20 protein-coding genes are annotated in these 22930 nt (G+C 73.1%); 9 read left to right on the top strand and 11 right to left on the bottom strand.

Annotated elements, in window-relative coordinates; all coding sequences use genetic code 11:
* Positions 1 to 13 precede the first annotated feature (13 nt).
* The 6 genes from BBH68_RS17930 to rsmI form a co-directional block, all read right to left on the bottom strand.
* The gene (locus BBH68_RS17930; RefSeq protein ID WP_065963631.1) at positions 14 to 940 is read right to left on the bottom strand and encodes a 4-(cytidine 5'-diphospho)-2-C-methyl-D-erythritol kinase; all 927 of its coding nucleotides are present in this window, start codon (positions 938 to 940) and stop codon (positions 14 to 16) included.
* A 65-nt stretch (positions 941 to 1005) separates the two neighbouring features.
* Complete coding sequence (gene rsmA / locus BBH68_RS17925; RefSeq protein WP_065963628.1) at positions 1006 to 1875, bottom strand: 16S rRNA (adenine(1518)-N(6)/adenine(1519)-N(6))-dimethyltransferase RsmA; 870 nt, start codon at positions 1873 to 1875, stop codon at positions 1006 to 1008.
* Between the two features lie 59 nt (positions 1876 to 1934).
* Complete coding sequence (locus tag BBH68_RS17920) at positions 1935 to 3134, bottom strand: resuscitation-promoting factor (protein ID WP_065963624.1); 1200 nt, start codon at positions 3132 to 3134, stop codon at positions 1935 to 1937.
* Between the two features lie 93 nt (positions 3135 to 3227).
* Complete coding sequence (locus BBH68_RS17915; protein ID WP_065963622.1) at positions 3228 to 4160, bottom strand: TatD family hydrolase; 933 nt, start codon at positions 4158 to 4160, stop codon at positions 3228 to 3230.
* A 145-nt stretch (positions 4161 to 4305) separates the two neighbouring features.
* On the bottom strand, positions 4306 to 4758 hold the full coding sequence (locus BBH68_RS17910) for a hypothetical protein (RefSeq protein ID WP_065963620.1): 453 nt from the start codon (positions 4756 to 4758) through the stop codon (positions 4306 to 4308).
* 162 nt (positions 4759 to 4920) lie between these two features.
* Positions 4921 to 5799 (bottom strand): 16S rRNA (cytidine(1402)-2'-O)-methyltransferase, encoded by an 879-nt coding sequence (gene rsmI / locus BBH68_RS17905; RefSeq protein WP_065963618.1) that lies wholly within the window; start codon positions 5797 to 5799, stop codon positions 4921 to 4923.
* 237 nt (positions 5800 to 6036) lie between these two features.
* Between rsmI and BBH68_RS17900 the strand changes: the two genes are divergently transcribed.
* The 5 genes from BBH68_RS17900 (at position 6037) to BBH68_RS17880 (ending at position 14993) form a co-directional block, all read left to right on the top strand.
* Positions 6037 to 7815, top strand: coding sequence for a dolichyl-phosphate-mannose--protein mannosyltransferase (locus BBH68_RS17900; RefSeq protein ID WP_065963616.1), 1779 nt, complete (start codon positions 6037 to 6039; stop codon positions 7813 to 7815).
* A gap of 107 nt (positions 7816 to 7922) precedes the next feature.
* Positions 7923 to 9563 (top strand): penicillin-binding transpeptidase domain-containing protein, encoded by a 1641-nt coding sequence (locus BBH68_RS17895; RefSeq protein ID WP_065963615.1) that lies wholly within the window; start codon positions 7923 to 7925, stop codon positions 9561 to 9563.
* A gap of 173 nt (positions 9564 to 9736) precedes the next feature.
* The gene (locus tag BBH68_RS17890) at positions 9737 to 10930 is read left to right on the top strand and encodes an FAD-dependent monooxygenase (RefSeq protein ID WP_065963613.1); all 1194 of its coding nucleotides are present in this window, start codon (positions 9737 to 9739) and stop codon (positions 10928 to 10930) included.
* 156 nt (positions 10931 to 11086) lie between these two features.
* Positions 11087 to 11950, top strand: a complete 864-nt coding sequence (locus BBH68_RS17885; protein ID WP_065963612.1) for a DMT family transporter — start codon at positions 11087 to 11089, stop codon at positions 11948 to 11950.
* Positions 11951 to 12101: 151 nt separating this feature from the next.
* Entirely contained in the window at positions 12102 to 14993 is a 2892-nt protein-coding gene (locus tag BBH68_RS17880) for an ABC transporter substrate-binding protein (RefSeq protein ID WP_065963610.1), read from the top strand.
* A 52-nt stretch (positions 14994 to 15045) separates the two neighbouring features.
* Here BBH68_RS17880 and BBH68_RS17875 read toward each other — a convergent pair whose 3' ends face one another.
* The 3 genes from BBH68_RS17875 to BBH68_RS17865 all read right to left on the bottom strand — a co-directional run bounded on the left by BBH68_RS17875 (position 15046) and on the right by BBH68_RS17865 (position 17695).
* Entirely contained in the window at positions 15046 to 15831 is a 786-nt protein-coding gene (locus BBH68_RS17875; RefSeq protein WP_065963608.1) for an SDR family NAD(P)-dependent oxidoreductase, read from the bottom strand.
* A gap of 122 nt (positions 15832 to 15953) precedes the next feature.
* Positions 15954 to 16790: an ABC transporter permease gene (locus BBH68_RS17870; RefSeq protein ID WP_065963607.1), complete on the bottom strand. Its 837-nt coding sequence runs from the start codon at positions 16788 to 16790 to the stop codon at positions 15954 to 15956.
* Positions 16787 to 17695 (bottom strand): ABC transporter ATP-binding protein, encoded by a 909-nt coding sequence (locus BBH68_RS17865; protein WP_065963606.1) that lies wholly within the window; start codon positions 17693 to 17695, stop codon positions 16787 to 16789. The genes BBH68_RS17870 and BBH68_RS17865 overlap by 4 nt, the downstream gene beginning before the upstream one ends.
* Before the next feature lie 133 nt (positions 17696 to 17828).
* Here BBH68_RS17865 and BBH68_RS17860 point away from each other — a divergent pair, with 133 nt between their 5' ends.
* The 3 genes from BBH68_RS17860 (at position 17829) to BBH68_RS17850 (ending at position 21015) form a co-directional block, all read left to right on the top strand.
* Complete coding sequence (locus BBH68_RS17860) at positions 17829 to 19136, top strand: sensor histidine kinase (RefSeq protein ID WP_174589040.1); 1308 nt, start codon at positions 17829 to 17831, stop codon at positions 19134 to 19136.
* Positions 19137 to 19150: 14 nt separating this feature from the next.
* The gene (locus tag BBH68_RS17855; protein ID WP_065963603.1) at positions 19151 to 19846 is read left to right on the top strand and encodes a response regulator; all 696 of its coding nucleotides are present in this window, start codon (positions 19151 to 19153) and stop codon (positions 19844 to 19846) included.
* 218 nt (positions 19847 to 20064) lie between these two features.
* Positions 20065 to 21015, top strand: coding sequence for a CPBP family intramembrane glutamic endopeptidase (locus tag BBH68_RS17850; RefSeq protein WP_065963602.1), 951 nt, complete (start codon positions 20065 to 20067; stop codon positions 21013 to 21015).
* A gap of 15 nt (positions 21016 to 21030) precedes the next feature.
* Here the strand turns inward: BBH68_RS17850 and BBH68_RS17845 are convergent, their stop codons facing one another.
* A complete protein-coding gene (locus tag BBH68_RS17845) occupies positions 21031 to 21522 on the bottom strand; it encodes a GNAT family N-acetyltransferase (RefSeq protein ID WP_065963600.1) in 492 nt (163 codons plus the stop codon).
* A 102-nt stretch (positions 21523 to 21624) separates the two neighbouring features.
* Here BBH68_RS17845 and BBH68_RS17840 point away from each other — a divergent pair, with 102 nt between their 5' ends.
* Positions 21625 to 22572 (top strand): LysR family transcriptional regulator, encoded by a 948-nt coding sequence (locus tag BBH68_RS17840; RefSeq protein ID WP_245738099.1) that lies wholly within the window; start codon positions 21625 to 21627, stop codon positions 22570 to 22572.
* A gap of 15 nt (positions 22573 to 22587) precedes the next feature.
* Here the strand turns inward: BBH68_RS17840 and BBH68_RS17835 are convergent, their stop codons facing one another.
* A complete protein-coding gene (locus tag BBH68_RS17835; RefSeq protein WP_065963597.1) occupies positions 22588 to 22782 on the bottom strand; it encodes a hypothetical protein in 195 nt (64 codons plus the stop codon).
* Between the last annotated feature and the right edge of the window lie 148 nt (positions 22783 to 22930).

Here is a 22930-nt window from a genome sequence, read left to right as displayed (position 1 = left end):
AGGCCCCGACCGGTCAGGCCCCGACGACGGCCGCCCCCGGCGCCGGCCCGGTGGCCACCCGTACGGCACGGCAGGTGCCCGAGGCGGCCAGGCCCTTGGCGACGGAGGCGGCCGCCTCCGCGTCCTCGGCCAGGAAGGCGCAGGTCGGGCCGGATCCGGAGACCAGCGCGGCCAGCGCGCCCGCGCCGGTGCCCGCGCTCAGCGTGGCGGCCAGCCCGGGCCGCAGGGACAGCGCGGCGGGCTGGAGGTCGTTGGTCACCGCGGCGGCGAGGGCCCTCGCGTCGCCGGTGCGCAACGCGTCCAGGAGGGCCGGGGACGGCTCGGGGTCGGGCACGTCGGCCACCGTCGCGCCCTGGCCGTCGGCCGCGCGCAGCCGGTCGCACTCGCGGTAGACGGCGGGGGTGGACAGGCCCCCCTCGGCCACGGCGAAGACCCAGTGGAAGGTGGAGCCGGTCTCCAGCGGGGTCAGCAGTTCGCCGCGGCCCCGTCCGAGGGCCGCCCCGCCCACCAGGCTGAACGGCACGTCACTGCCCAACTCGGCGCAGATCTCCAGCAGTTCCGTACGGGGGGCCGCCGTGCCCCACAGCGCGTCGCAGGCCACCAGGGCCCCGGCGGCGTCGGCGCTGCCGCCCGCCATGCCGCCGGCGACGGGGATGTCCTTGGCGATGTGCAGCTGGACCCGCGGCTCGATGCCGTGCCGCGCGGCGAGCGCGAGGGCGGCGCGGGCGGCCAGGTTGGTGCGGTCGAGCGGCACGGCGTGCGCGTCCGCGCCGGAGACGGTGATCCGCAGCTCGTCGGCCGGGGTGGCGGTGACCTCGTCGTACAGCCCGACCGCGAGGAAGACGTTGGCCAGGTCGTGGAAGCCGTCCGGCCGCAGGCCGCCGACCGCGAGCTGGACATTGACCTTCGCGGGCACGCGGGCGGTCACGGATCGGGTCACGACTGGTCTCTCCTCGGGCTGGTGCGGGCTCTTTGTCTCAGGCCGTTGGGGTCTCGCGGGCGGGGTCACTCCGCCGCGGGCCGCCGCTCCGCGATCGCGGCGAACTGCTCCACCGTCAGCGCCTCGCCCCGCGCCTGGGGCGAGATCCCGGCCGCCGTCAGCGCGGCCTCGGCCGCCGCCGCGGATCCGGCCCAGCCCGCGAGGGCGGCGCGCAGCGTCTTGCGGCGCTGGGCGAAGGCCGCGTCGATCACGGCGAAGACCTCGCCCTTGGTGGCGGTGGTCCGGGGCGGGGAGGCGCGGCGGACCAGGGAGACGAGGCCGGAGTCCACGTTCGGGGCGGGCCAGAAGACATTGCGGCCGATCGCCCCGGCCCGCTTCACCTCGGCGTACCAGGCGGCCTTGACCGACGGCACGCCGTACACCTTGGAGCCGGGCGCCGCCGCGAGCCGGTCGGCGACCTCGGACTGGACCATGACCAGCGTCCGCTCGATGGTCGGGAAGCGGTCGAGCATGTGCAGCAGCACCGGGACGGCGACGTTGTACGGGAGGTTGGCGACCAGCGCGGTGGGTTCGGGCCCGGGCAGCTCGGTGACGCGCAGGGCGTCGCGGTGGACGAGCGCGAAGCGGTCCACGCGGCCGGGCAGCCGGGCCTGGACGGTGGCGGGGAGCGCGGCGGCGAGCACGTCGTCGATCTCGACGGCCGTGACCCGGTCCGCGGCCTCCAAGAGGGCCAGGGTCAGCGAGCCGAGTCCCGGGCCGACCTCGACGACCACGTCGTCGGGCCGGACCCCGGCGGTGCGGACGATCCGGCGGACGGTGTTGGCGTCGATGACGAAGTTCTGGCCACGCTGCTTGGTGGGGCGTACGCCGAGCCGGGCGGCCAGTTCGCGGATGTCGGCGGGGCCCAGCAGGACGTCTGCGTCGGTGGAGCTCACCGGTGAAGTTTACGGCCCCGCGGCCGGGGCCGGCGGCCCGTACGGCTCCGGGCCCGGGCCTACCGGCTCAGCCGGTGGCCGCAGTGCGGCCACGGGCTCGCGCCCCGCTGCACATACAGCTTCTTGGCGCGGTAGGTCTGCTCTGCCGCGGGCGCGTCCTGCGGCCGGCCCTGCCCGCCCAGGTCGTGCCAGGTGTCCTGGTCGAGCTGGTAGAGCCCGCCGTAGCGGCCGGAGCGGTCGACCGCGTCCGGACGCCCGCCGGACTCGCACTGCGCCATGGCCCGCCAGTCGAGCCCTTCCGCGCCGGCGACGGGCAGCGGCGGCGGGGGCTTGGTGCCGACCCGTACGACGCGGGTGACGGGCTCGCGCACCACGCGGGTGGTGAGCTTCCGGGGCCGCTCCCGGACGCCGTTGACGGTGCGCACCAGGTAGGTGGTGCGCTCGAGGCCGGGCTCGCCGACGGAGGCCACCAGCTCGGTGCCCTGGAGGACGGTGGGGTCCGCGCGCCGGACGGTCTGGAACGGGATGGTCCGGTCGCGCACCTCCTGGCGGCCGGTGATCCGCAGGACCGAGACGGTCTGGCCGTCGCGCGGGAAGCTCTCCCGGGGCACGGAGGTGGTGTCCTGGTCGCGGAGGGCGATCCCGGCCTCCGCCAGGGCGGCGGCGACGGTGGCGGCGTTGGTGCGGATGGTGTGCTCGCGCCCGTCGGCCATGAAGGTGACGCTGCGCTCGGTCCGTACGTGCAGGTCCAGGCCGCGCCGGGAGATCGCGGCGGAGCGGGAGGCGGACAGGTGGGCGCCGTCGGCGCGCACCCCGAGCTGCCGCAGCGCGCCCTCCACGGTGCGGGCGGTGGTCCACACCCGGCGGCGCTCGCCGTCGATGGTGAGGGTGACCGGGCGGCCGTAGCGGACGGCGATCCGGTCGCCGCTGACGAGGGCCTGGCCGGGGTCGGGGGCGACGAGGTCGTGGGCGCCGACCCGCACGTCCTCGTCGGCGAGCAGCTCGCCGACGTCCTCGGCGTAGGTGTGGAGGGTGCGGGCGCTGCCGTCGACGCTGAGCCGTACGGCCTTGTCCTGCGCCACGAAGGCGGAGGTGCCGCCGGCCAGCGCGGCGACGACCAGCGCCTGGGGCAGCAGCCGGCGGAGCTGCTCGGGCCGGTCGGCGCGCTGGCCGCGGCGCGCGGCTCGGCGGGCGGCGGCCCGGCCGCCCGCGCCCCGGTGGGCGCCCTGGGCGCGGCGGCGGCCCTGCGTACGGCTCACGAGAACACTCCGGCAACACTCCACAAGTCCACTGGTCAGGGCACGGGTCCCGGGACTGTAGCGGAGCGGCGACGACTCTCCAAAGCGGTACGATTACTGTACGTGACGCCCTTCCCCGGGCTCGCGGGTCGCGGAGACCGGCGCGCGATAGCCGAAAACCCGCGCGGTGTTGGCCGCCACGGCGGCCGCGAGGGTGTCCTCGGGCACGCCCTTGACCTCCGCCATGGCCCGCAGGGTGAGCGGAACGAGGTACGGGGCGTTAGGCCGTCCGCGGTACGGGGCGGGGGTGAGGAAGGGCGCGTCGGTCTCCACCAGCACCTGGTCGAGCGGGGCGACGGCGAGCGCCTCGCGCAGCGGGGCCGCGTTCTTGAAGGTGACGTTGCCCGCGAAGGACATGTGGTAGCCGCGCTCGGCGCAGATCTTCGCCATGGCGGCGTCGCCGGAGAAGCAGTGGAAGACGACGGTCTCGGGCGCGCCTTCCTCGGCCAGCACCCGCAGCACGTCCTCGTGGGCGTCCCGGTCGTGGATGACCAGCGCCTTGCCGTGCCGCTTGGCGATGGCGATGTGGCCGCGGAAGGACTTCTCCTGGGCGGCCCTGCCCTCGGGTCCGGTGCGGAAGTGGTCGAGGCCGGTCTCGCCGACGCCCCGCACCTGCGGGAGCGCGGCCAGGGCCGCTATCTCCTCCAGCGCGGCGTCCAGGGCCGCCTCGCCGCCGGGCTCCCGCGCGCCCTGCCGGGACCAGCCGTCCGGGTCCCCGTGGACGATGCGCGGCGCCTCGTTGGGGTGCAGCGCCACGGTGGCCCAGATGTTCTCGTGGGCCTCGGCCGTCTTCGCCGCCCAGCGCGACCCGGCGAGGTCGCAGCCCACCTGGACGAGGGTGGTCACGCCGACCGACGCGGCCTTGGCCACGGCCTCCTCGACGGTGCCCGACTGCATGTCCAGGTGGGTGTGCGAATCGGCGACCGGCACCCGCAGCGGCTCGGGGAGCGGCGGGGGCAGGTCCTTTTCTTTTTGCGTCTGCGCCATGAGCGCGATTCTATTTGCCGGCGAAATGCAATGAATCGCGCTCCGGCGCTCATTCGGATACGGTCCGGCTCATATGCGCGTGGCCGAACTCACTTCCGGCGGCTCACTTCCGCCGCTTCACTTCCGCCGCTTCACTTCCAGCGGTTCATTTCCGGTGGTTCTGGAACGGGTGGAGCAGATCCGACAGGTGCCAGTGGTGGCGCCGCTGCCCGTCCTGCTGCGCCGGCGGTCCGGCCGGCGGGCTGTCGGGGGCCTCGGCGGCCCCCCGCCGGCCGCGCCGGCGGGGCTGGGAGCCCAGGCTCCTGAGGGCCGTGGACACCTGACCCGAACGCATGATGCGCACGAGGTCGGCGCCGCAGTTGTGGCAGTTGGGGCTGGTCAGCGGGGACCGGACGCGCATGCCGTCGGTGAAGTAGACGACAAACGCCCTCCCCTCGGCGTCCACATGGTGCTCGATGTCGTACGACTGCTCCCAGCCGTGCCCGCACTTCATGCACGCGAAGGCGTACGCCTCATGGGCGACCTCCCCCTCCGTCGCGCCGGTGGTGGTGTGGGCTATCGGGCGAACGCCGCTCGAGGTACCCGCGATTTCGCTCATGGCAACTCCTCTTGTCCGCAGGACAAGTCTTCCGGGACTGGACGTCCCACCTCCTAGTGGACGCCTTCGAGGCCCCGGAGCGCAGCCGCCCTTCCACCTCTTGAGGGAGATTTGGCGGCCGGATGCCACAACACCCCCGCCACCCGGCCCAACCTTTGCTTTTCAGCCTTTCCCTTTACCTTCGCGTGGCTCCGTTCCTGCCGCGTTCTTTGCCGCCACGACGGCGTCGAACACCTCCCGTTTGGGCAGGCCCGCCTCCTGCGCGACCGCCGCGATGGCCTCCTTGCGGCGCTCCCCCGCCTCCTCCCGCACCGCGACCCGGCGGGCCAGCTCGGCCGGGTCGGCCGCGCCGGGCCCGGGCTCGGCGGCCCCCTCGACCACCACGGTGATCTCGCCCCGTACGCCCTCGGCCGCCCAGGCCGCCAGCTCCTCCAGCGGGCCGCGCCTGACCTCCTCGTACGTCTTGGTCAGCTCCCGGCACACCGCGCCCCGCCGGTCCGCGCCGAACACCTCGGCCATCGCGGCCAGCGTGTCGGCCAGGCGGTGCGGCGCCTCGAAGTACACCAGCGTGCGGCGCTCGGCCGCGACCTCCCGCAGCCGCCCCAGCCGCTCCCCCGCCTTGCGCGGCAGGAAGCCCTCGAAGCAGAAGCGGTCCACCGGCAGCCCGGACAGCGCGAGGGCGGTGAGCACGGCCGACGGGCCGGGCACCGCGGTGACCTTGATCCCCCGCTCGACGGCCGCCGCGACCAGGCGGAAGCCGGGGTCGGAGACGGACGGCATCCCGGCGTCGGTCACCAGCAGCACCCGCGCGCCACCGGCCAGCGCCTCCACCAGCTCGGGGGTACGGGCCGCCTCGTTGCCCTCGAAGTACGACACCACCCGCCCGCCCGGCCGCACATCCAGCGCCTGGGCGAGGCGGCGCAGCCGCCGGGTGTCCTCGGCGGCCACCACGTCGGCCTCGGCGAGCTCGGCGACCAGCCGCGGGGGCGCGTCCCGCGTGTCGCCGATGGGGGTCCCTGCCAGTACGAGCGTTCCTGTCACGCGACCCATCCTCGCAGCCGGGCCGCCGGGCCCCGGAACCCCGATGTCCCCGCGGCCCCGGCCGGCGGGGCCGGAGACCGGCGGGCGGGCCCCGGCCGGCGGGCGGGCCCCGGCCGGCGGGCCCGCAGTCCCGGCCGGCGCCCCGCGGCCCCTCCCGGCGGGGCCGGGAGCCCGGCCGACCCCCGGCCGGGCGACTTGGCCCCCCACTCCCACGCACCGCTTCCCTACGATGGCCGGGTGACGAGTGACACCGCGACCCACGCCCAGCCGGGCCGAGCCGCCGGCCAGCATCCGCCCGCCTGGCAGCGGCGGCTGCGCCGCTTCGGATACGCGGGCCGGCCGCGGTCCGACGTACGGGAGCGGCTGGTGCCCCCCTACCCGGAGCCGGGGACCCGGCTGTGGGAGGCGCTGGGCGCGGCCCCGCCGGCGGCGGCGCGGATCGCCCGCTGGACCGGCTGGGGCGGGCCGCTGCTGGTCGCGCTGTTCGCCGGGCTGCTGCGCTTCTGGCGGCTGGACAGCCCGCACAAGGTCATATTCGACGAGACGTACTACGCCAAGGACGCCTGGGCGCTGCTCCAGCTCGGCTACGAGGGCACCTGGCCGAAGAACGCCAACGCCAAGATCATGGCGGACCCGCAGCAGATCCCGCTGAGCGACGCCGCCGGGTACGTCGTCCACCCCCCGGTGGGCAAATGGGTGATCGCGGTCGGCGAGCAGCTCTTCGGCCTGACCCCCTTCGGCTGGCGGTTCATGGTCGCGCTGCTCGGCACGGCGTCGGTGCTGATGCTGTGCCGGATCGGGCGGCGGCTGTTCCGCTCCACCTTCCTGGGGTGCCTGGCGGGCGCGCTGCTGGCCGTGGACGGTCTGCACTATGTGATGAGCCGCACCGCGCTGCTCGACATCGTCGTCATGTTCTTCGTCCTGGCGGCCTTCGGATGCCTGCTGGTCGACCGGGACCAGGCGCGGGCGCGGCTCGCCGCCGCCCTGCCCCTCGCCCCGGACGGCACCGCCCGGCCCGACGCGGAGGTCGCCGCGCGGCTGAAGCTCGGCGCGCGGCCGTGGCGGATCGCGGCCGGGGTCATGCTGGGTCTCGCGACCGGCACCAAGTGGAACGGCCTGTACGTGCTGGCCGCCTTCGGCGTGATGACGGTCCTGTGGGACATCGGCGCCCGCCGCACGGCCGGCGCCCGCCGCCCCTTCCTCTCGGTGCTGCGCCGCGACACCCCGTGGGCCTTCCTGTCCACCGTGCCCGTGGCGCTCGTCACCTACCTGGCCACCTGGTGGGGCTGGTTCGCCAACAGCGGCAGCTACAGCCCCCGGACCGGCTGGACCCACAGCGGCTACTTCCGCCACTGGGCCGAGACGCCGACGTCTCAGGGCGGCGGCGGCTACAGCGACCACGGCCCCCTCGCCTGGCTGAACCCGCTGCGCAGCCTGTGGCACTACGAGCACGAGGTCTACAAGTTCCACGTCGGGCTGAACGACCCGCACATCTACCAGTCCAACCCGTGGAGCTGGATCATCCAGTCCCGCCCGGTCTCCTACTTCTACGAGTCCCCCTCCCCGGGTGAGGCCGGCTGCCCCAAGGACGCGACCGAGAAGTGCGCCCGCGAGGTGCTGGCCCTGGGCACCCCCCTGCTGTGGTGGGCGGCCTGCTTCGCGGTGGCCTACCTGCTGTTCCGGTGGGCGCTGCGGCGCGACTGGCGGGCGGGCGCGATCCTGTGCGGGCTGGCGGCGGGCTATCTGCCGTGGTTCCTCTACCAGGAGCGCACGATCTTCAACTTCTACGCCGTCGTCTTCGTGCCGTTCCTGTGCCTGGCGGTGGCGATGATGGTCGGGGCCATCGTGGGGCCGCCGGGGGCGAGGGAGAACCGGCGGGTGGTGGGCACGGTCGCCGCGGGCGTGCTGGTGCTGCTCATCTTCTGGAACTTCATCTACTTCTTCCCCCTCTACACGGGCCAGACCCTGCCCATGGACCAGTGGCGGGCCCGGATCTGGCTCGACACCTGGATCTAGAGCGGCCCGTGCGGGGCCCGGGCGGGGCGCGGGATGCCGGTAGAGTGCCCCGGACCACGACCTCCATCGAGTGGTGGAGGGCTTCGAGGGACTGTGGGGGTTCTGCAATGCGGAGTGGCGCGAGAGCCGCGGTCATCGGTGCGGTGTTCGCCGCCATGGTCGGGGTCGCCGGTTGCGGTGGCGGTCAGGACGGCTCGGCCGGATCGAAGGACGGCGCCGGGGCCGGGTCGGGCGACGACAAGCCGGTGGTCAAGAAGGTGAAGACCGGCCCGCCCAGCGCGGCCGAGGTCAAGGCCACGGCCCGGGACTTCCTCGCCGCCTGGTCCGCGGGCGAGGCCGGGAAGGCCGCCGCGCTGACGGACGACGAGAAGGCCGCCGCCGACGCGCTCACCGCCTACCGTGAAGCGGCCCACATCGGCAAGGTGGCGCTGACGGCGGGGCAGCGGACCGGCCGGACGGTGCCGTTCACGGTCAACGCCCGGATCTCCTACGGGGGGCGGCAGGTCCCCTGGACGTATGAATCCGCGCTGACCGTCACCCGCGACAAGACCACCGGGGCGGCGGTCGTCGACTGGAAGCCGTCGGTCGTCCACCCGAAGCTGCGGGCCGGGGACGCCCTCAAGACGGGCCCGGCGGGCACGCCGCCGGTCAAGGCCGTCGACCGCGACGGCGCGGAGCTGCGCGCCGCCGACCACCCGACGCTCAAGGCGATCCTGGACGGCCTCCGGGAGCGGTACGGCAAGAAGGCGGGCGGCACGGCGGGCGTGGAGACCTGGATCTCCCGCGCCAAGGGCTCCAAGACCCCCGACGAGACGCTGAAGGTGCTCACCAAGGGCAAGCCCGGCACCCTCCGCACCACGATCGACGCGAAGCTGCAGACCACGGCCGAGCGGGCGGTGAACAAGCGGTCCAAGGCCGCGGTGGTGGCGATCAAGCCCAGCACCGGCGAGGTCCTGGCGGTCGCCAACTCCCCCGCTCAGGGGTTCAACACCGCCTTCCAGGGGTCGTACGCGCCCGGCTCGACCATGAAGGTCATCACCTCGGCGCTGCTGATCGACAAGGGACTGGCGGGCTACGGCAAGCCGCACCCGTGCCCGAAGTACTTCTCGTACGGCGGCTGGAAGTTCCAGAACGACGACAAGTTCGAGATCAAGGGCGGCCGCTTCGAGCAGAGCTTCGCCCGCTCCTGCAACACGGCCTTCATCAGCCAGGCCCCCAAGCTGGCCGACGACGACCTCACCAAGGAGGCCCGGGACGTCTTCGGGATCGGGCTGAACTGGAAGACCGGCATCTCCTCCTTCGACGGCGCGGTGCCGGTGCAGTCCGCCGCCTCCAAGGGCGCCTCGCTGATCGGGCAGGGCGGGGTGCGGATGAACCCGCTCAACATGGCGTCGGTCTCGGCCACCGTCGCCAGCGGCGTCTTCCGCCAGCCGTACCTGGTCTCCCCGAGCGTGGACGGCCGGACCCTGGCCAAGGCCGCGCGCGGCCTGAAGCCGGGCACCCGGCAGCAGTTGAAGAGCCTGATGAAGCTGACCGCCACCTCGGGCACCGCCGCCCAGGCGATGTCCGGGATGAGCGGTGACTTCGGCGCGAAGACCGGCTCGGCGGAGGTCGACGGCCAGAAGGAGCCCAACGGCTGGTTCACCGCCTACCGCGGGGACCTCGCGGCGGCGGCCGTGGTCCCGCAGGGCGGCCACGGCGGCGACTCGGCCGGGCCGATCGTGGCCTCGGTGCTGCGCGCGGGCTGACCCGGGCGACCTCCCACGGACGGCGGACGCGGCGTCGGCGGGGCCTGAAAGGGCCTTGTCGGCGCCGCGTCGGCGTATCCGCGCGCCTGTCGGCTCCGCGTCGGTGGCGCGTCGGCGGCCCGGGCCAGCATCGGGCTGTCCGACCATCACCGAGGGACTGTTGGGGAGTCACTATGCGTCACCAGAGCCGTCAGCAGAGCGTCCTGATATCCGGCGCCGGCATCGGCGGGCCCGCGCTCGCCTACTGGCTGGACCGGTACGGATACGACGTCACGGTCGTCGAGCAGTCCGCCGGGCCGCGCCCGGGCGGACACGCGATCGACGTGCGCGGCCCGGCGCTGGAGGTGGCCGAACGCATGGGCGTCCTGGACCGGATCCGCGCCCACGCCACCGGCCTGCGGGGGATGTCGGTGGTCGACGACGAGGGCCGGGAGCTGTTCCGCACCACCGAGCGGACCGTCAGCGGCGGCGAGCTCGACAGCCCCGACGTGGAGATCCTGCGCGACGACCTCGCCACGATCGTCGCGGACGCGGGCGGCGACGGCATCGAGTACGTCTTCGGCGACTCCGTCGAACGGCTGGAACAGGACGCCGAGGAGGTGCGGGTCGTCTTCCGCGGCGGCGCCAAGCGCGTCTTCGACCTGGTCGTCGGTGCCGACGGGCTGCACTCCCACACCCGGCGGCTGGCCTTCGGTCCCGAGGAGGACTTCCTGCACCACCTGGGGACCTCGCTGGCCGTGTGGACGGCGCCCAACATCCTCGGCCTCGACCGCTGGCAGGTCGTCTACCGGATGCGGGGCGCGCTGTGGGGCGGTCTGGTGATGAGCGTCCGCGACAACCGGGAGCTGCGCGTCTACGCCGGATTCGAGTGGGACGAGCCCCCGGCCGAGCTCCGCTCCCGCGACCCGCGCGCCCACAAGCGGCTGATCGCCGAGAAGTACGCGGGGGCCGGCTGGGAAATGCCCCGGCTGCTGGAGCACATGTGGGGGGCGCCGGACTTCCACTTCGACTCCATGGCCCAGATCCGCATGGACTCCTGGTCGCGCGGCCGGGTGACGCTGCTCGGCGACGCGGGCTACTGCGGTTCGCCCATGTCCGGCCAGGGCACCAGCGTGGCCCTGGTCGCCGCGTACGTCCTGGCGGGCGAGCTGAAGGCCGCCGACGGGGACCACGAGGCCGCCTTCGCCGCCTACGAGCGGGAGCTGCGCGCGTATGTGACCGGCAACCAGGAGCTGGCGCTGATCAACAAGGCCATGGTGGAGGCCCGGAAGGCGGTCGAGCTGGGCGAGGTGGAGGCGGAGGAGTTCACCACCGGCCTCCGGGCCGAGTCGGACGTCGTCCCCTCGTACCTGCTCAAGGACTACTGAGCCGGGCGGCTACTGAGCCGGGCGACTACTGAGCCTGGCCGGGGCCTTCCGGGCGCTGCCCCGCGCGGCGGGCGCGCGGCCTGGCCCGTGACCCACCGCCGAGCGTAGGGTCATGCGCATGCCGACTACACGTACTTCCGTGTCCGAGTCCGCCGCGTGACCCCGCTCGTCGCGCTGGCGGTGCTCGTCGCCGCCGTCACGCATGCCGCCTGGAACGCCATCGCGCACGGCATCAAGGACCAGCTCCTCGCCTTCACGCTGGTGGGCGGCGGCGGGGCGCTGTGCGGAGCGGTGATGGTCTGCTTCACCCCGCTGCCCGCGGCGGGCGCCTGGCCGTGGCTGATCGTCTCCGCGCTGGTGCACGTGCTGTACTACGTGCTGCTCATGCGCTCCTTCCGGCTGGGCGACTTCGGCCAGATGTACCCGATCGCGCGCGGAACCGCGCCCCTGGTGGTGGCGGTGGTCGCCGCGGTGTTCCTCGGCGAGACCCCGGACGCCCGGCAGGCCGCCGGCATCGCGGTGGCCTCCGCCGGCCTGGTCGGGCTGGCGCTGTGGGGCATCAGGGGCTCCGGGCGGCGCCCCGGGAGCGGCCCGCAGTGGCCCGCGATCGGCGCGGCCCTGGCCACCGGCCTGTCCATCGCGGCCTACACGGTCGTGGACGGCCTGGGCGTACGCGCCTCCGGCAGCGCCCTCGGCTACATCGCCTGGCTGATGCTCCTGGAGGGCTTCGCCGTCCCCGCGTACGCGCTGGCCACCCGGCGCGGGGCGCTCGCCCGCCAGCTGCGGCCGGTCGCACTGCGCGGGCTGCTCGGCGGCGTGCTGTCGGTCTTCGCGTACGGCCTCGTCCTGTGGGCCCAGACCCGGGCGCCGCTCGCCCCGATCGCGGCGCTGCGCGAGTCGTCGATCATCGTGGGCGCGGCCATCGGGGCGCTCTTCTTCAAGGAGCGCTTCGGCGCCCCCAGGCTCGCGGCCGCGGGGCTGATGGTGGCGGGCATCGGGCTGATGCTGCACGCCGGTTGAGCCCTTCCGGCCGTCGGGGCATGAGGCAGAATACGAGCTCGTCGTCACACAAGGGGGGCCCGTTGCGGTTCGACAGGGACGTGAGCGGTGGGGAGCGGGGACCGCGGCGGATCGCCGCCGCGCCCGGTGGCGCGGAGGGGGGACGGCAGCTGTGACGGTCCTGCCCGAGCCGGCCGCCTCACGGGCGGTGCTCATCGGCACCAGCCGCTACGACCACCTGGAGCCGCTCCCGGCGGTGGCGAACAACCTCCGCGCGCTGGCCGCCGCCCTGTGCGCCCCGCACGCGTGGGGGCTGGCGCCCGAGCACTGCACGGTCATCGAGAACCCCGGCAGCGCGGTCGAGGTCCTGGACGCCGTCCGGGCCGCCGCCGAGGAGGCCACCGACGCCCTGCTGGTGTACGTGGCCGGCCACGGCCTGGTCGAGCAGCGCCGCGGCGAGCTGTTCCTCAGCCTCACCGGGTCGGTGCGGCAGCGGTCCTACACGGGACTGGCCTACGCCACCCTGCGCGACGTCGTGCTCGACGGGCGGGCTCGCCGCCGGGTGATGCTGCTCGACTGCTGCCTCAGCCGTGAGGTGCCCGGCTTCGTCGACGGGGTCGAGGCGCTGATCGACCGGTCGGCGATCGAGGGCGCCTGCCTGCTGGCCGCCGTCCCCGACAACAGCTTCGCGTTCGCCCCGCCCGGCGAGCCCCACACGGCCTTCACCGGCGAGCTGCTCAGGCTGCTGAACGACGGGGTGCCGGGCGGGCCCGAACCGCTCGACCTGGAGACGGTGTACGCGCGGGTGTACGCGGCGCTGGGCGCCAGGGGGCGGCCGCTGCCGCACAAGCGCGACGGGGGCACCGCGGGCGGCCTCGCCCTGGCGCACAACGTGGCCCCCGCCGGGCCCGTCTTCGGCCCGCCGGCCCCGCCGTACGCCCCCGGGCAGGCACCCCCGCCGCCCCCGCCCGGGCCGCCGTCCACGCCCCCGCCGTCCGGGCCGCTGTCCGGGCCGCTGTCCACGCCACCGCCCGGGCCGCTGTCCGGGCCTCCGCCGCCCGGGCCGCTGTCCGGGCCTCCGCCGTCCGGGCCGCCGTCCACGCCCCCGCCGTCCGGGCCACCGTCCACGCCACCGCCCGGGCCGCTGTCCGGCCCTCCGGCCACACCGCCGCCCGGCTGGCCTCCGGCCTTCGCCCCGGGTCCGGCTCCGCTGCCGGCCGCGGCCCCCGGCGGCGGACCGGGCAGGCGCCGGGTCCTCGTCCGCTCCGCCGTAGCGGCGGCGGTCGCCGCCGGCCTGCTGGCCGCCGGCATCCCGCTGGTTAACGGCTGGATGGGGGACGACTCCGGCAAGGAGCCGGCCGCGCACAAGTCGCCGACGGCGACGAGCAGCCCGAAGCCGGCCCCGGCTCCCGCCCCCGAGTACAACGACGCGGCCCACGGCGTCGTCAACCCGTCCAGGGCCAAGGGCGGCACGCTGAAGTTCGTCGGCAGGTTGGACGCCGACTCCTGGGATCCGCAGCGCGGCTACTACGGCTATGTGTGGAACTTCTCCCGCTACTTCACCCGCCAGCTGGTCACCTACGCCCCCAAGCAGGGCCACGACGGCGCCGAGCTGGTCCCGGACCTCGCCGCGGGCAAGGCCGAGGTGAGCGACGACGGCAAGACGTACACCTACACCCTGCGCGACGGCATCACCTGGGAGGACGGCTCGGCCATCACCTCCGAGGACGTCAAATACGGCATCGAGCGGGCCTGGGCCCCCGATGTCATCTCCGGCGGCCCGGCCTACCTCCAGCAGGTCCTCGACCCCAAGGGCACGTACAAGGGCCCCTACAAGGACGACGAGCTGGGCCTGAAGTCCATCAAGACGCCCGACTCCAAGACCATCACCTTCCATCTCGCCAAGCCGAACGGCGACTTCGAGCACATGCTGGCGATGCCGGCCGGCTCGCCCGTGCCGAGGGCGAAGGACACCAAGGACGACTACGGCAAGCGGCCCTTCTCCTCCGGGCCGTACAAATTCGGCGCGTACCGGCCGGGCACGTCGCTCGAGCTGGTCCGCAACACGGCGTGGAAGCAGAAGTCCGACCCCATCCGCACCGCCCTGCCCGACCGGATCACGGTCGACTTCGTGGGGAACGACAGCGCCCGGAGCAGCGGGCTCCTCAGCGGCCGGTACGACGTGGACCTGGAGCCGACCACCCTCTCCAAGGACGCCGTCGCCAAGGCCCTGCACACCGACAAGCTCAAGTCACGCCTGGACAACCCGTACACCCTGGGCATCCGCTACCTGGCCCTGCCGCGCACCGTCAAACCGTTCGACAACATCCACTGCCGCAAGGCGGTCGTCCACGCGGCGGACCGGCGATCCGTGCAAACGGCCTTCGGCGGCCCCGCCGCCAGCGGTGAGATCGCCACCAACATGCTCCCCCCGGGCATCGCGGGAGCGGACCCCACCGACGACCCGTACGACGTGGTCAAGAACGGCGGAAAGGCGGACATCGCCCAGGCGAAGAAGGAGCTGGAGGCCTGCGGCAAACCCAACGGCTTCCGGACCACCCTCGTGGTGAGCGGCAGCCGGCCCGACGAGCTGAGCGGCGCCGAGTCGCTGCAGTCCTCGCTGGCCTCGGTCGGGATCAAGGTCGACATCAAGCAGATCGGATTCGCCGACTACTACCGGACCGTGGGCACGCCCTCGGTCGTCAAGAAGAAGGGCTACGGCATCATCGTCCAGCGGTGGCTGGGCGACTTCCCGACCGGCCAGGGATTTCTGCAACCCCTGGCCGACGGCCGCTTCATCACGCCCTCCGGGAATTTCAACGTCGCCGACCTGGACGACGAATCCATCAACGGCCTCTTCGACAAGGCGATCGCCGAGCAGGACCCCCGGAAGTCCGGGGAGGTCTACGCCCAGATCAACCGGAGGATCTCCGATGCCGCCGCCTATGTCCCGCTGGTCTTCATGAAGAGCTACAGCTGGCGCGGCCCCCGGCTGACCAACGTCTACACGAGTGACGCCTACTCGGGCGGTTACGACTTCGCCTCGCTGGGCGTCACGGGTTAGGCGTCACGGGTCAGGCGTCACGGGTCAGGAATCGCGGGTCAGGAGTCGCGGGTCAGGAATCGCCCCGGAAGGCGGCCTGCAGACCCAGGTTGCTGATCAGGAGCCCGCCGTCCACCGGGAGGGTGACGCCCGTGATCCAGGCGGCGTCGGAGGACGCCAGGAAGGTGATCGCGGCGGCGATGTCGGCGGGCTCCCCGACGCGGCCCAGGGGGTAGACGTGGGCGGCGCGGGCGAGGGTGTCCTCCCTGCCGTCCCAGTTGGGGGTGCGGACGGTGCCGGGGGCGACGAGGTTGACGCGGACGCCACGGGGGGCGGCGTCGCCGGCGAGGGTGCGGGTGAGGCTCGCCAGGCCCGCCTTGGCTGCGCTGTAGGCGTGGTTGCCGAAGTCCTGCTCGCCGTTGACCGAGCCGACGTTGACGATCGCGCCCCGCCCGCCCGCCGCGGCCAGGTGGGGCAGCGCGGCGCGGGCGCAGCGGAAGGCGCCGCTCAGGGTGATGTCGAGGTCCTGCTGCCACTCGTCGTCCGGCTGGTCCTCGAAGAGCGGGGTGTCGGGGTGGCAGGACAGGGCGTTGTTGACGAGCACGTCGAGCCGGCCGAAGCGGTCCACGGCGTGCGCGACGGCGGCCTCGACCGCCGCGCGGTCGGCGACGTCGCAGGCCAGCGACTCGGCCTCGCCGCCGTCGGCCCGTATCGCCGCGGCCGCCTTCGCGGCCCGCTCGCCGTCGAGGTCGGTGATCAGCACGCGGGCGCCCTCGGCGGCGAAGCGGCGGGCGGTGACCTCGCCGATGCCCCGGCCCGCGCCGGTGAGTACGACCGCATAACCCTCGAACCGCCGCACCTGCTGCTCCTTTCACGACCGGGACCCGTCCGGTGACACGCCCAACCGGGGTGGCGGGGCGTCCTCATGGTCATTTCCCGGTCAGGGGCGGGGCAGTCGTCCGCCTGGGGAGGAGTTGTCGTTCACTGATCACGCCGGTGTACGGCGGCGACGGCGATCACGGCCGCGGCGACCGCCCACACCGCGTAGACGGTCCAGGCCCCCGCGATCGTCCACGGGTAGTGGAGCGGGTGGTACGCGACCGACACCAGCCGGTTCCACGCCTGGTAGAGCGTGCTGTGGGAGGCGACCGCCGACCAGTGGCGGCCGTCGGTGAGAGCCACCGGCAGCACCAGGAGGACCACAACGGAAGCGATCATGGTGGCCGCGGTCTGCCGGAGGACCGTGCCGAGGGCCAGACCGACGAGCGCGCACAGCGGAGCGAGCAGCGCGGACGCCACCACGACGCGCAGCGCGCCCGGGTCGCCGAGCGAGACGCCCAGGCCCCGCCTGTCCAGGATCGCCTGGGTGGCGGCGAACGAGACCCCCGCGACGAACGCGCCGAAGACGGCCGTCACAGCGGTGACCACCACCGCCTTGGCCGCCATCACCGAACGGCGCGCGGGAACGGCCGCGAACGCCGTACGGATGGTGCCCGAGGCGTACTCCCCGAGGACGGCCATGGCACCGAGCGCGCCGAGCGCGAGCACCATGACCGTGGCGGCGTTCCCGGTGAAGGCCTCCTGGAGCGGGATCCCGTCCCGGACGAAGTCGGCCCGGTCCCCCGCGTCCTCCTCCGACCAGTAGTGGTAGGTGTCATAGGCGGTGCCCACGTTGAACCCGATGACGGCCAGCGCGGTGGCCCCGTATCCGAGCCAGGTCGAGCGCAGCGACCGGAGTTTGATCCACTCGGCGGCGACCAGATCAGAGAACCGGGGGCGGGGTTCGGTGGCCCGGGGGTGCGCGGCGGTCATGGTCATCGGGGCTCTCCTGCCAGGTACTGGACGCTGTCGGCGGTGAGTTCCATGAACGCCTCCTCCAGAGAGCCCGACCGGGTGCTGAGGTGATGCAGCGGGACGCGGTGCACCAGGGCGATCTCCCCGACCCGGGCCGCGCTCAGCCCGGTCACGGTCAGCAGCCGGCCGTCCGCGCGCACCGCCGCGCCCTCGGCCGCCAGCAGGTCCCGCAGGATCTCGGTGTCGGGCGTGCCCACCATGACGCTCTGGCGGGTGCCACGGGCCGAGAACTCCTCGAGGCTCTCCGCCGCGATCAGCTCGCCACGGCCGATGACGATCAACTGGTCGGCGGTGTGCTCCATCTCGGACATCAGATGGCTGGAGACGAACACGGTGCGGCCCTCGGCGGCCAGCCCCCGGAACAGGTCGCGCACCCACTTCACGCCCTCCGGGTCGAGGCCGTTGAGCGGCTCGTCGAAGAGCAGCACCGGCGCGTCGCCGAGCAGCGCGGCCGCGATGCCGAGCCGCTGTTTCATGCCGAGCGAGAAGCCCCCGATCCGGCGCCCGGCGACCTCGGCCAGACCGACCCGCTCCAACACCTCGTCCACCCGCCGGCGGGGGATGCGGTTGCTCCGGGCCAGGGCCGACAGATGCGCCACGGCGCTGCGCCCGCCGTGCACCTCCTGCGCGTCGAGCAGCGAGCCGACGTGGCGCAGCCCGCGGGGGCGGGAGCGGAAGGGGCGGCCCTCGACGGTGACCGTGCCGCTGGTGGGCTCGTGCAGGCCGAGGATCATCCGCAGGGTGGTGCTCTTGCCCGACCCGTTGGGCCCCAGGAACCCGGTCACCTGGCCGGGATCCACCGTGAAGGTCAGGTCCTTGACGGCCGTCGTGCCGCCGTACCGCTTGGTGAGTTGCTTGACTTCGATCACGGGGGCAACGGTGCCGCCGGGCGGCCCCGCCCGTCGTCGGACCGCCGCTGACAATCGCCGGAGCCCGTGTCGACCCTGGTTGTACAGCCACGGTCCGATGTCCGGCCCACGGCCCCGCCGTTACGATCCGGCCATGTCCGCCTCACCATCTCTGCCGCTGCTCAAGCGCATACCGCCGGGTCTGTGGGTGGGGCTGGTGTGGTTCGTGGTGGCGGTGGAACCCATCGTGGAGTACGTCCTGATGCCGCCGAGCCGGAAGTACTCGCTCAGCTACCCCCGCCACGGCCTGGACCCGCTGTCGGCCCGGCTGCTGCTCGCCATCGCGTTCGTGATGATCATGGCCGGAAGCGCGCAGCTCCGCCGCAGGACGTCGATGGGCTATGGGTTGCTGCTCACCGGTACGGTCTTCTCGACGGTGGCGTGGCGCCAGCACGAGATCCCGCCCGTGCAGTACCTGGGTGTGGACATCGCCCTCTGCTACATCGCTGCCGCCCGTCCCCGGCGGACCTCGCTCATCGCGGCCGCGGCGGCGCTCGCCACGCTGCCCTGCTACCTGGCCCTGCGGTTGGGCCTCGGGGAGCAGGACGCGCTCGGCTCGGACCCGTACATCGCCCTGATCGTGGTCATCGCGTGGCTCGTCGGCAACTCGATACGCCAGTCCCGCCTCCACACCGAGGAACTGCACGCCCGGGCCGCCGCCCAGGCCGTCACCGCGGAACGGCTGCGCATCGCCCGCGAGATGCACGACACGGTGGCCCACAGCATCGGCATCATCGCCCTTCAGGCCGGCGCCGCGGCCCGGGTCATCGAGACCCAGCCGGACCGGGCCCGCGAGGCGATGCTCACCGTGGAGAAGACGGGCCGCGAGACACTGGCCGGGCTGCGGCGGATGCTGGGCGCGCTGCGCCAGGCGGACCGGGAGGCCGACGGCATGGCGGGCCAGGACACCGCCCGGACAGCCGGCCGAACCACCGCCCGGACAACCGCCCGGACCGCCGAGGTGCCGCAGGAGCCCGCCGCCCCCGCATCGCTGCGCCCGGCCGTGGGCCTGGCCGACGTGGAGCGACTCGCCGCGACCACGACCGCCGCCGGCGTCCGCGTGGAGGTCCGCTGGCAGGGCAGGCGCCGGCCGCTGCCCCCGGACCTCGACCTCGCGGCGTTCCGGATCGTCCAGGAGTCGGTGACCAATGTCGTACGCCACTCGGGCGCCGACTCCTGCCGGGTGAGCGTGGACTACGGCGAGGAGGAGATCGCCATCGAGGTCCGCGACCGGGGGAAGGGCCCCGCCCCGGACGCCGGGCACGACACGGGGTACGGCGTGGTGGGCATGCGCGAGCGCATCGCCCTCCTGGACGGCGACTTCACCGCCGGACCCGGCACCGACGGCGGCTTCCGGGTCGCGGCCCGCCTGCCGCTCCCGGCGGACGCGCGTACCCGCTGACCTACGCTTCTGCCATGACCACTCGGGACCCCGACGACAGCGGCGTCACGTCCGCACGAGTCCTCCTCGCGGACGACCAGCCCCTGGTGCGAGCCGCCCTGCGGATGGTCATCACCGACGCCCCGGACGTCGAGGTCGTGGGCGAGGCCGGAGACGGCGCCGAAGCGGTCCGGCTGACGGCCGAACTCGCCCCCGACGTTGTGGTGATGGACATCCGGATGCCCGGCATGGACGGCATCGAGGCCACCCGCCTGATCACCACCGGCCCCGGCACGGCCCGCGTGGTCGTCCTGACGACCTTCGACGACGACGACTACGTCTACGGCGCGCTGCGCGCCGGCGCCTCCGGGTTCCTGGTGAAGGACATGGCCCTGGACGACATCCTCGCCGCCGTCCGCGTCGTAGCCTCCGGCGACGCCCTGATCGCCCCGAGCGTTACCCGCCGGCTCATCAAGGAGTTCGCCGCCCGCCCCACGACCACGCCCCCGCGCCGCGCGCGGCTCGGCGGCATCACCGACCGCGAGCGCGAGGTGCTGACCCTGGTCGGCAGCGGCCTGTCCAACGCCGAGATAGCCGACCGGCTGTGCATCAGCGTGGCCACCGCCAAGACCTATCTCACCCGTCTCCTCGCCAAACTCGACGCCCGCGACCGGGTGCAGCTGGTGATCCTCGCCTATGAGGCGGGGCTGGTGGCGCCGTCGGGGTCCTGAAGGCGGCTGCCCACAACGGCGCGAGGGGATTTGCGGTGAGTATCGGACAGTGACACGCCGTGGGGTCGGCGTGTCACTGTCCCATACTCACCGCAAACCCACGACGTCAGTTTCGCCGGGTAGAGCAGACTCCCGTGGCGGAAGTGGGGCTGGGTCCACTGTCGATACACGCCCGCGCTCCATTCTTCGCCCCTGTGCTGATCCGTAGCGTCCATGCCATGACGCTCTCAACCGGCTCCCCACCACTCGCCAACCGGCGACGCGGCCTGTTCGTCTTCCTCGCTGTCGCCTACATCGGCATGTGGGCGGCCATGTCACCGCTCCTGGCCAGTGGTTACCGGCGCGGCGACGCGCGCGAGGAGACCGGCGCGCTCGAGCAGGTGTGTATCGCGGCCGCGATGTTGGCCCCTGCCCTCGCCGCGATCCTCGTCGTCCGCTGTGTCGAGCGCGGCGGCCGGGTACGGGACACTCTCGCCCTACGCTGGACCAAGCCCTGGGGGCGTGCCGCACGGGCGTGCCTGACGGCTTTCGTCGTCCCCGCCGGCCTCACCACGGCCGCTCTTGTCATCGGCACCTTCGCCGGCCGCTACCCGTTCGGTGGCGTGCACTGGAACGGGCTCGGTGCGTGGGCGGCCGGAGCCGTGCTGAACATGCTGGTGTCGCTTCCGTTGTTCTTCGGGGAGGAACTGGGCTGGCAGGGTTACCTCTTCCCGCGCCTCGCACGGGACGGTGGCCGCCGGCGCCTGATACGGGCGTACGTGGTCACCGGCGCGGCCTTCGCCTTGTGGCACCTGCCCACGCTGCTCATGGGCGGCCAGTACCCGGGGCGGCCCTGGTACGTGTCGGTGCCCGCCATGCTGGTGAGTTGCGTCCTCATCCTGCCGGTCTTCACCTGGCTGCGTCTGCGCTCCGGCTCGGTCGTACCCGCTGTCATCGGCCACGCGTTCGTGAGTTCGGTGAGTGTGGGCATGGTCAAGGAGTTCGCCGATCCCCAGGCGACCCTGGATCCCCTGCACATGGGTATGGCCGGATGGCCCGGCTGGACCGTCACAGGCGTGTTCGTCGCCTTCCTCACGCTGACCGGCCGGCTCCAGCCGTCCTTCTACACGGCCCGGGCCATCTCCCGCCCGCGTCGGTCCGCGAACTATGAGCCCACGACCGGGGAATGACAGCCGCCGGGGGCGTCACTTCAGTTCCATGAGGATGTCGGCGCGGGCGTAATAGTCGGCCACCGGGCATCGGTCGCGGCTGATCCTGACAAACCCGGCTTCCTCGTAGAGGTGGATGGCGGGAGCCAGCCTGCTGTTCGTGCCGAGGAAGAGCCGGGCCCCGCCGAGTGCCTGGGCGCGGTCGATCGCTGCGGCTATGAGTTGGCGGCCGATGCCGCGTCCCTGCGCGGCGGGGGCCACGGCCATCTTCGCCAACTCGAGCACGGCGTCCGGGTAGGCCAGTAGTGCGACGCACCCGACGACGGTGCCGCTGCCGGGCTCTCGGGCCAGGAGCACGTCGCCGCCCGGGTCCACGATGCGGCCGAACGGATCTCCGAGAACTGCCCGGTCCTCTTCCTGCAGGGTGAACAGGCGCGAGATCCACTCCTCGTTCAACGCGCGGAACGCGTCGGCATCACTCTGTGAGGCGATCGAGGAGACCACGGTTGGGGCGGTTGCGTGCGGCATGAGGCGGGTTTCCTTTCGGGTGCGGCTTCCCGTGAGCAGCCTCCGACCCCACCTACTCATATGTCCAATACAAGCGGTTGCCTCTATCGATAAGTTTGAACTATGGATCAGCGCATCGAGCTCCGCCATCTGCGGTACTTCCTGGCTGTGGCCGAGGAACTCCACTTCGGCCGTGCCGCCCAGCGGCTGAACATCGCCCAGCCCGCCCTGTCCCAACAGATCAGGCAGCTTGAGAAGATTATCGGTGTTGAGCTGTTCCGGCGGACCTCTCGAAGCGTCCGCCTCACAGACGCGGGAGCGACGTTCCAGCCACGGGCGAGGGACCTTCTGGGTCGTCTGGCGGCCGACCTCGACGAGGCCGGCCGTGTCGGGCGCGGCGAGGCCGGTCGCCTGGATGTCGCCTTCATCACGTCCGCCACCGCGATCGTCAGCGAACGGCTCCGTGAATTCTCCCGCCGCCGCCCAGACGTGCAGATCAAGCTGCACGACGGCTTCACGGTCGACGTGCTGGCGGCCCTGGAGCGGGGGACAGCCGACATCGGGATCGTGCGGGATGCCGAGGAGCGAGACGATATCGATCTTTCCCTGCTGATGACGGAGCGGTTTGTCGCCGTCATCCCCACCGAGCACCCCGCCGCGAGGGGTGACCGTGTGGAAGCAAGGGCGCTAGCCGCTGACCCGCTGATCCTCTTTCCACGTACAGCAGGGGCTCAAGCTTTCGACGTGAACACACAGCCGTTGCGGGACGCCGGCATCGATGTCCAGGTCGCGCAAGAGTGCTCGAACTGGCACACCATCATCATGTTCGTCGCCGCCGGCCTTGGCGTCACCATCGCCCCCTACAGCGTCACGACGCTGCTCCCCGCAGGCGCCAGGCGTCTCGAACTCGACGGGCCTCCCGCAGTGAGCCGGATCTTCATGGCCACTCGTCGAGGAGACAACCGTCCCCTCGTGCAAGCCTTCGTCGCAGTATCCGAGTCCATGACATGGCGTGGCTACGACCGCCGACAAAAGCGCGTTGACCTGCCGAGTGAACACCTCCAAGGCTGATGGCACTCCTTAGCGTCACGGCCTGTCCTGGTCGACGACCTCGGCGCGTGCCGCGCGCCAAACCGTGCGCAGTTCCGCCGCGGTCTCGCAGTCCTCACCGTGGGTCCGGCACCGGCCTTTGCAGACTGCGGCGTGCGTGATGAACGCGGACCACGCCTTCGACTCAGCGTCTCGGGCCGGGGTGTGGTCCGGCCGTGCGTGTTCGGTCATGGGGTTGCTCCTTTCAGGCCGGTGGCCTGTCCGCCCATGCCCAGGCGGAGCGAGAGGGTGCTGCCGTTCTTCGTGCAGGACCACGTAGGCCCGTACGAGCAGCCCCGTGTCCACCCACTTCCGTCTGCCCCGTGTCGCGCTCCCCTGG

Origin of the sequence: Streptomyces sparsogenes (assembly GCF_001704635.1) — a bacterium.
In the GTDB taxonomy this organism is placed as follows: Bacteria; Actinomycetota; Actinomycetes; order Streptomycetales; family Streptomycetaceae; genus Streptomyces; species Streptomyces sparsogenes.
Note: the sequence above shows the minus strand (reverse complement) of the source record. Positions and strands in the feature narration are given on the sequence as shown.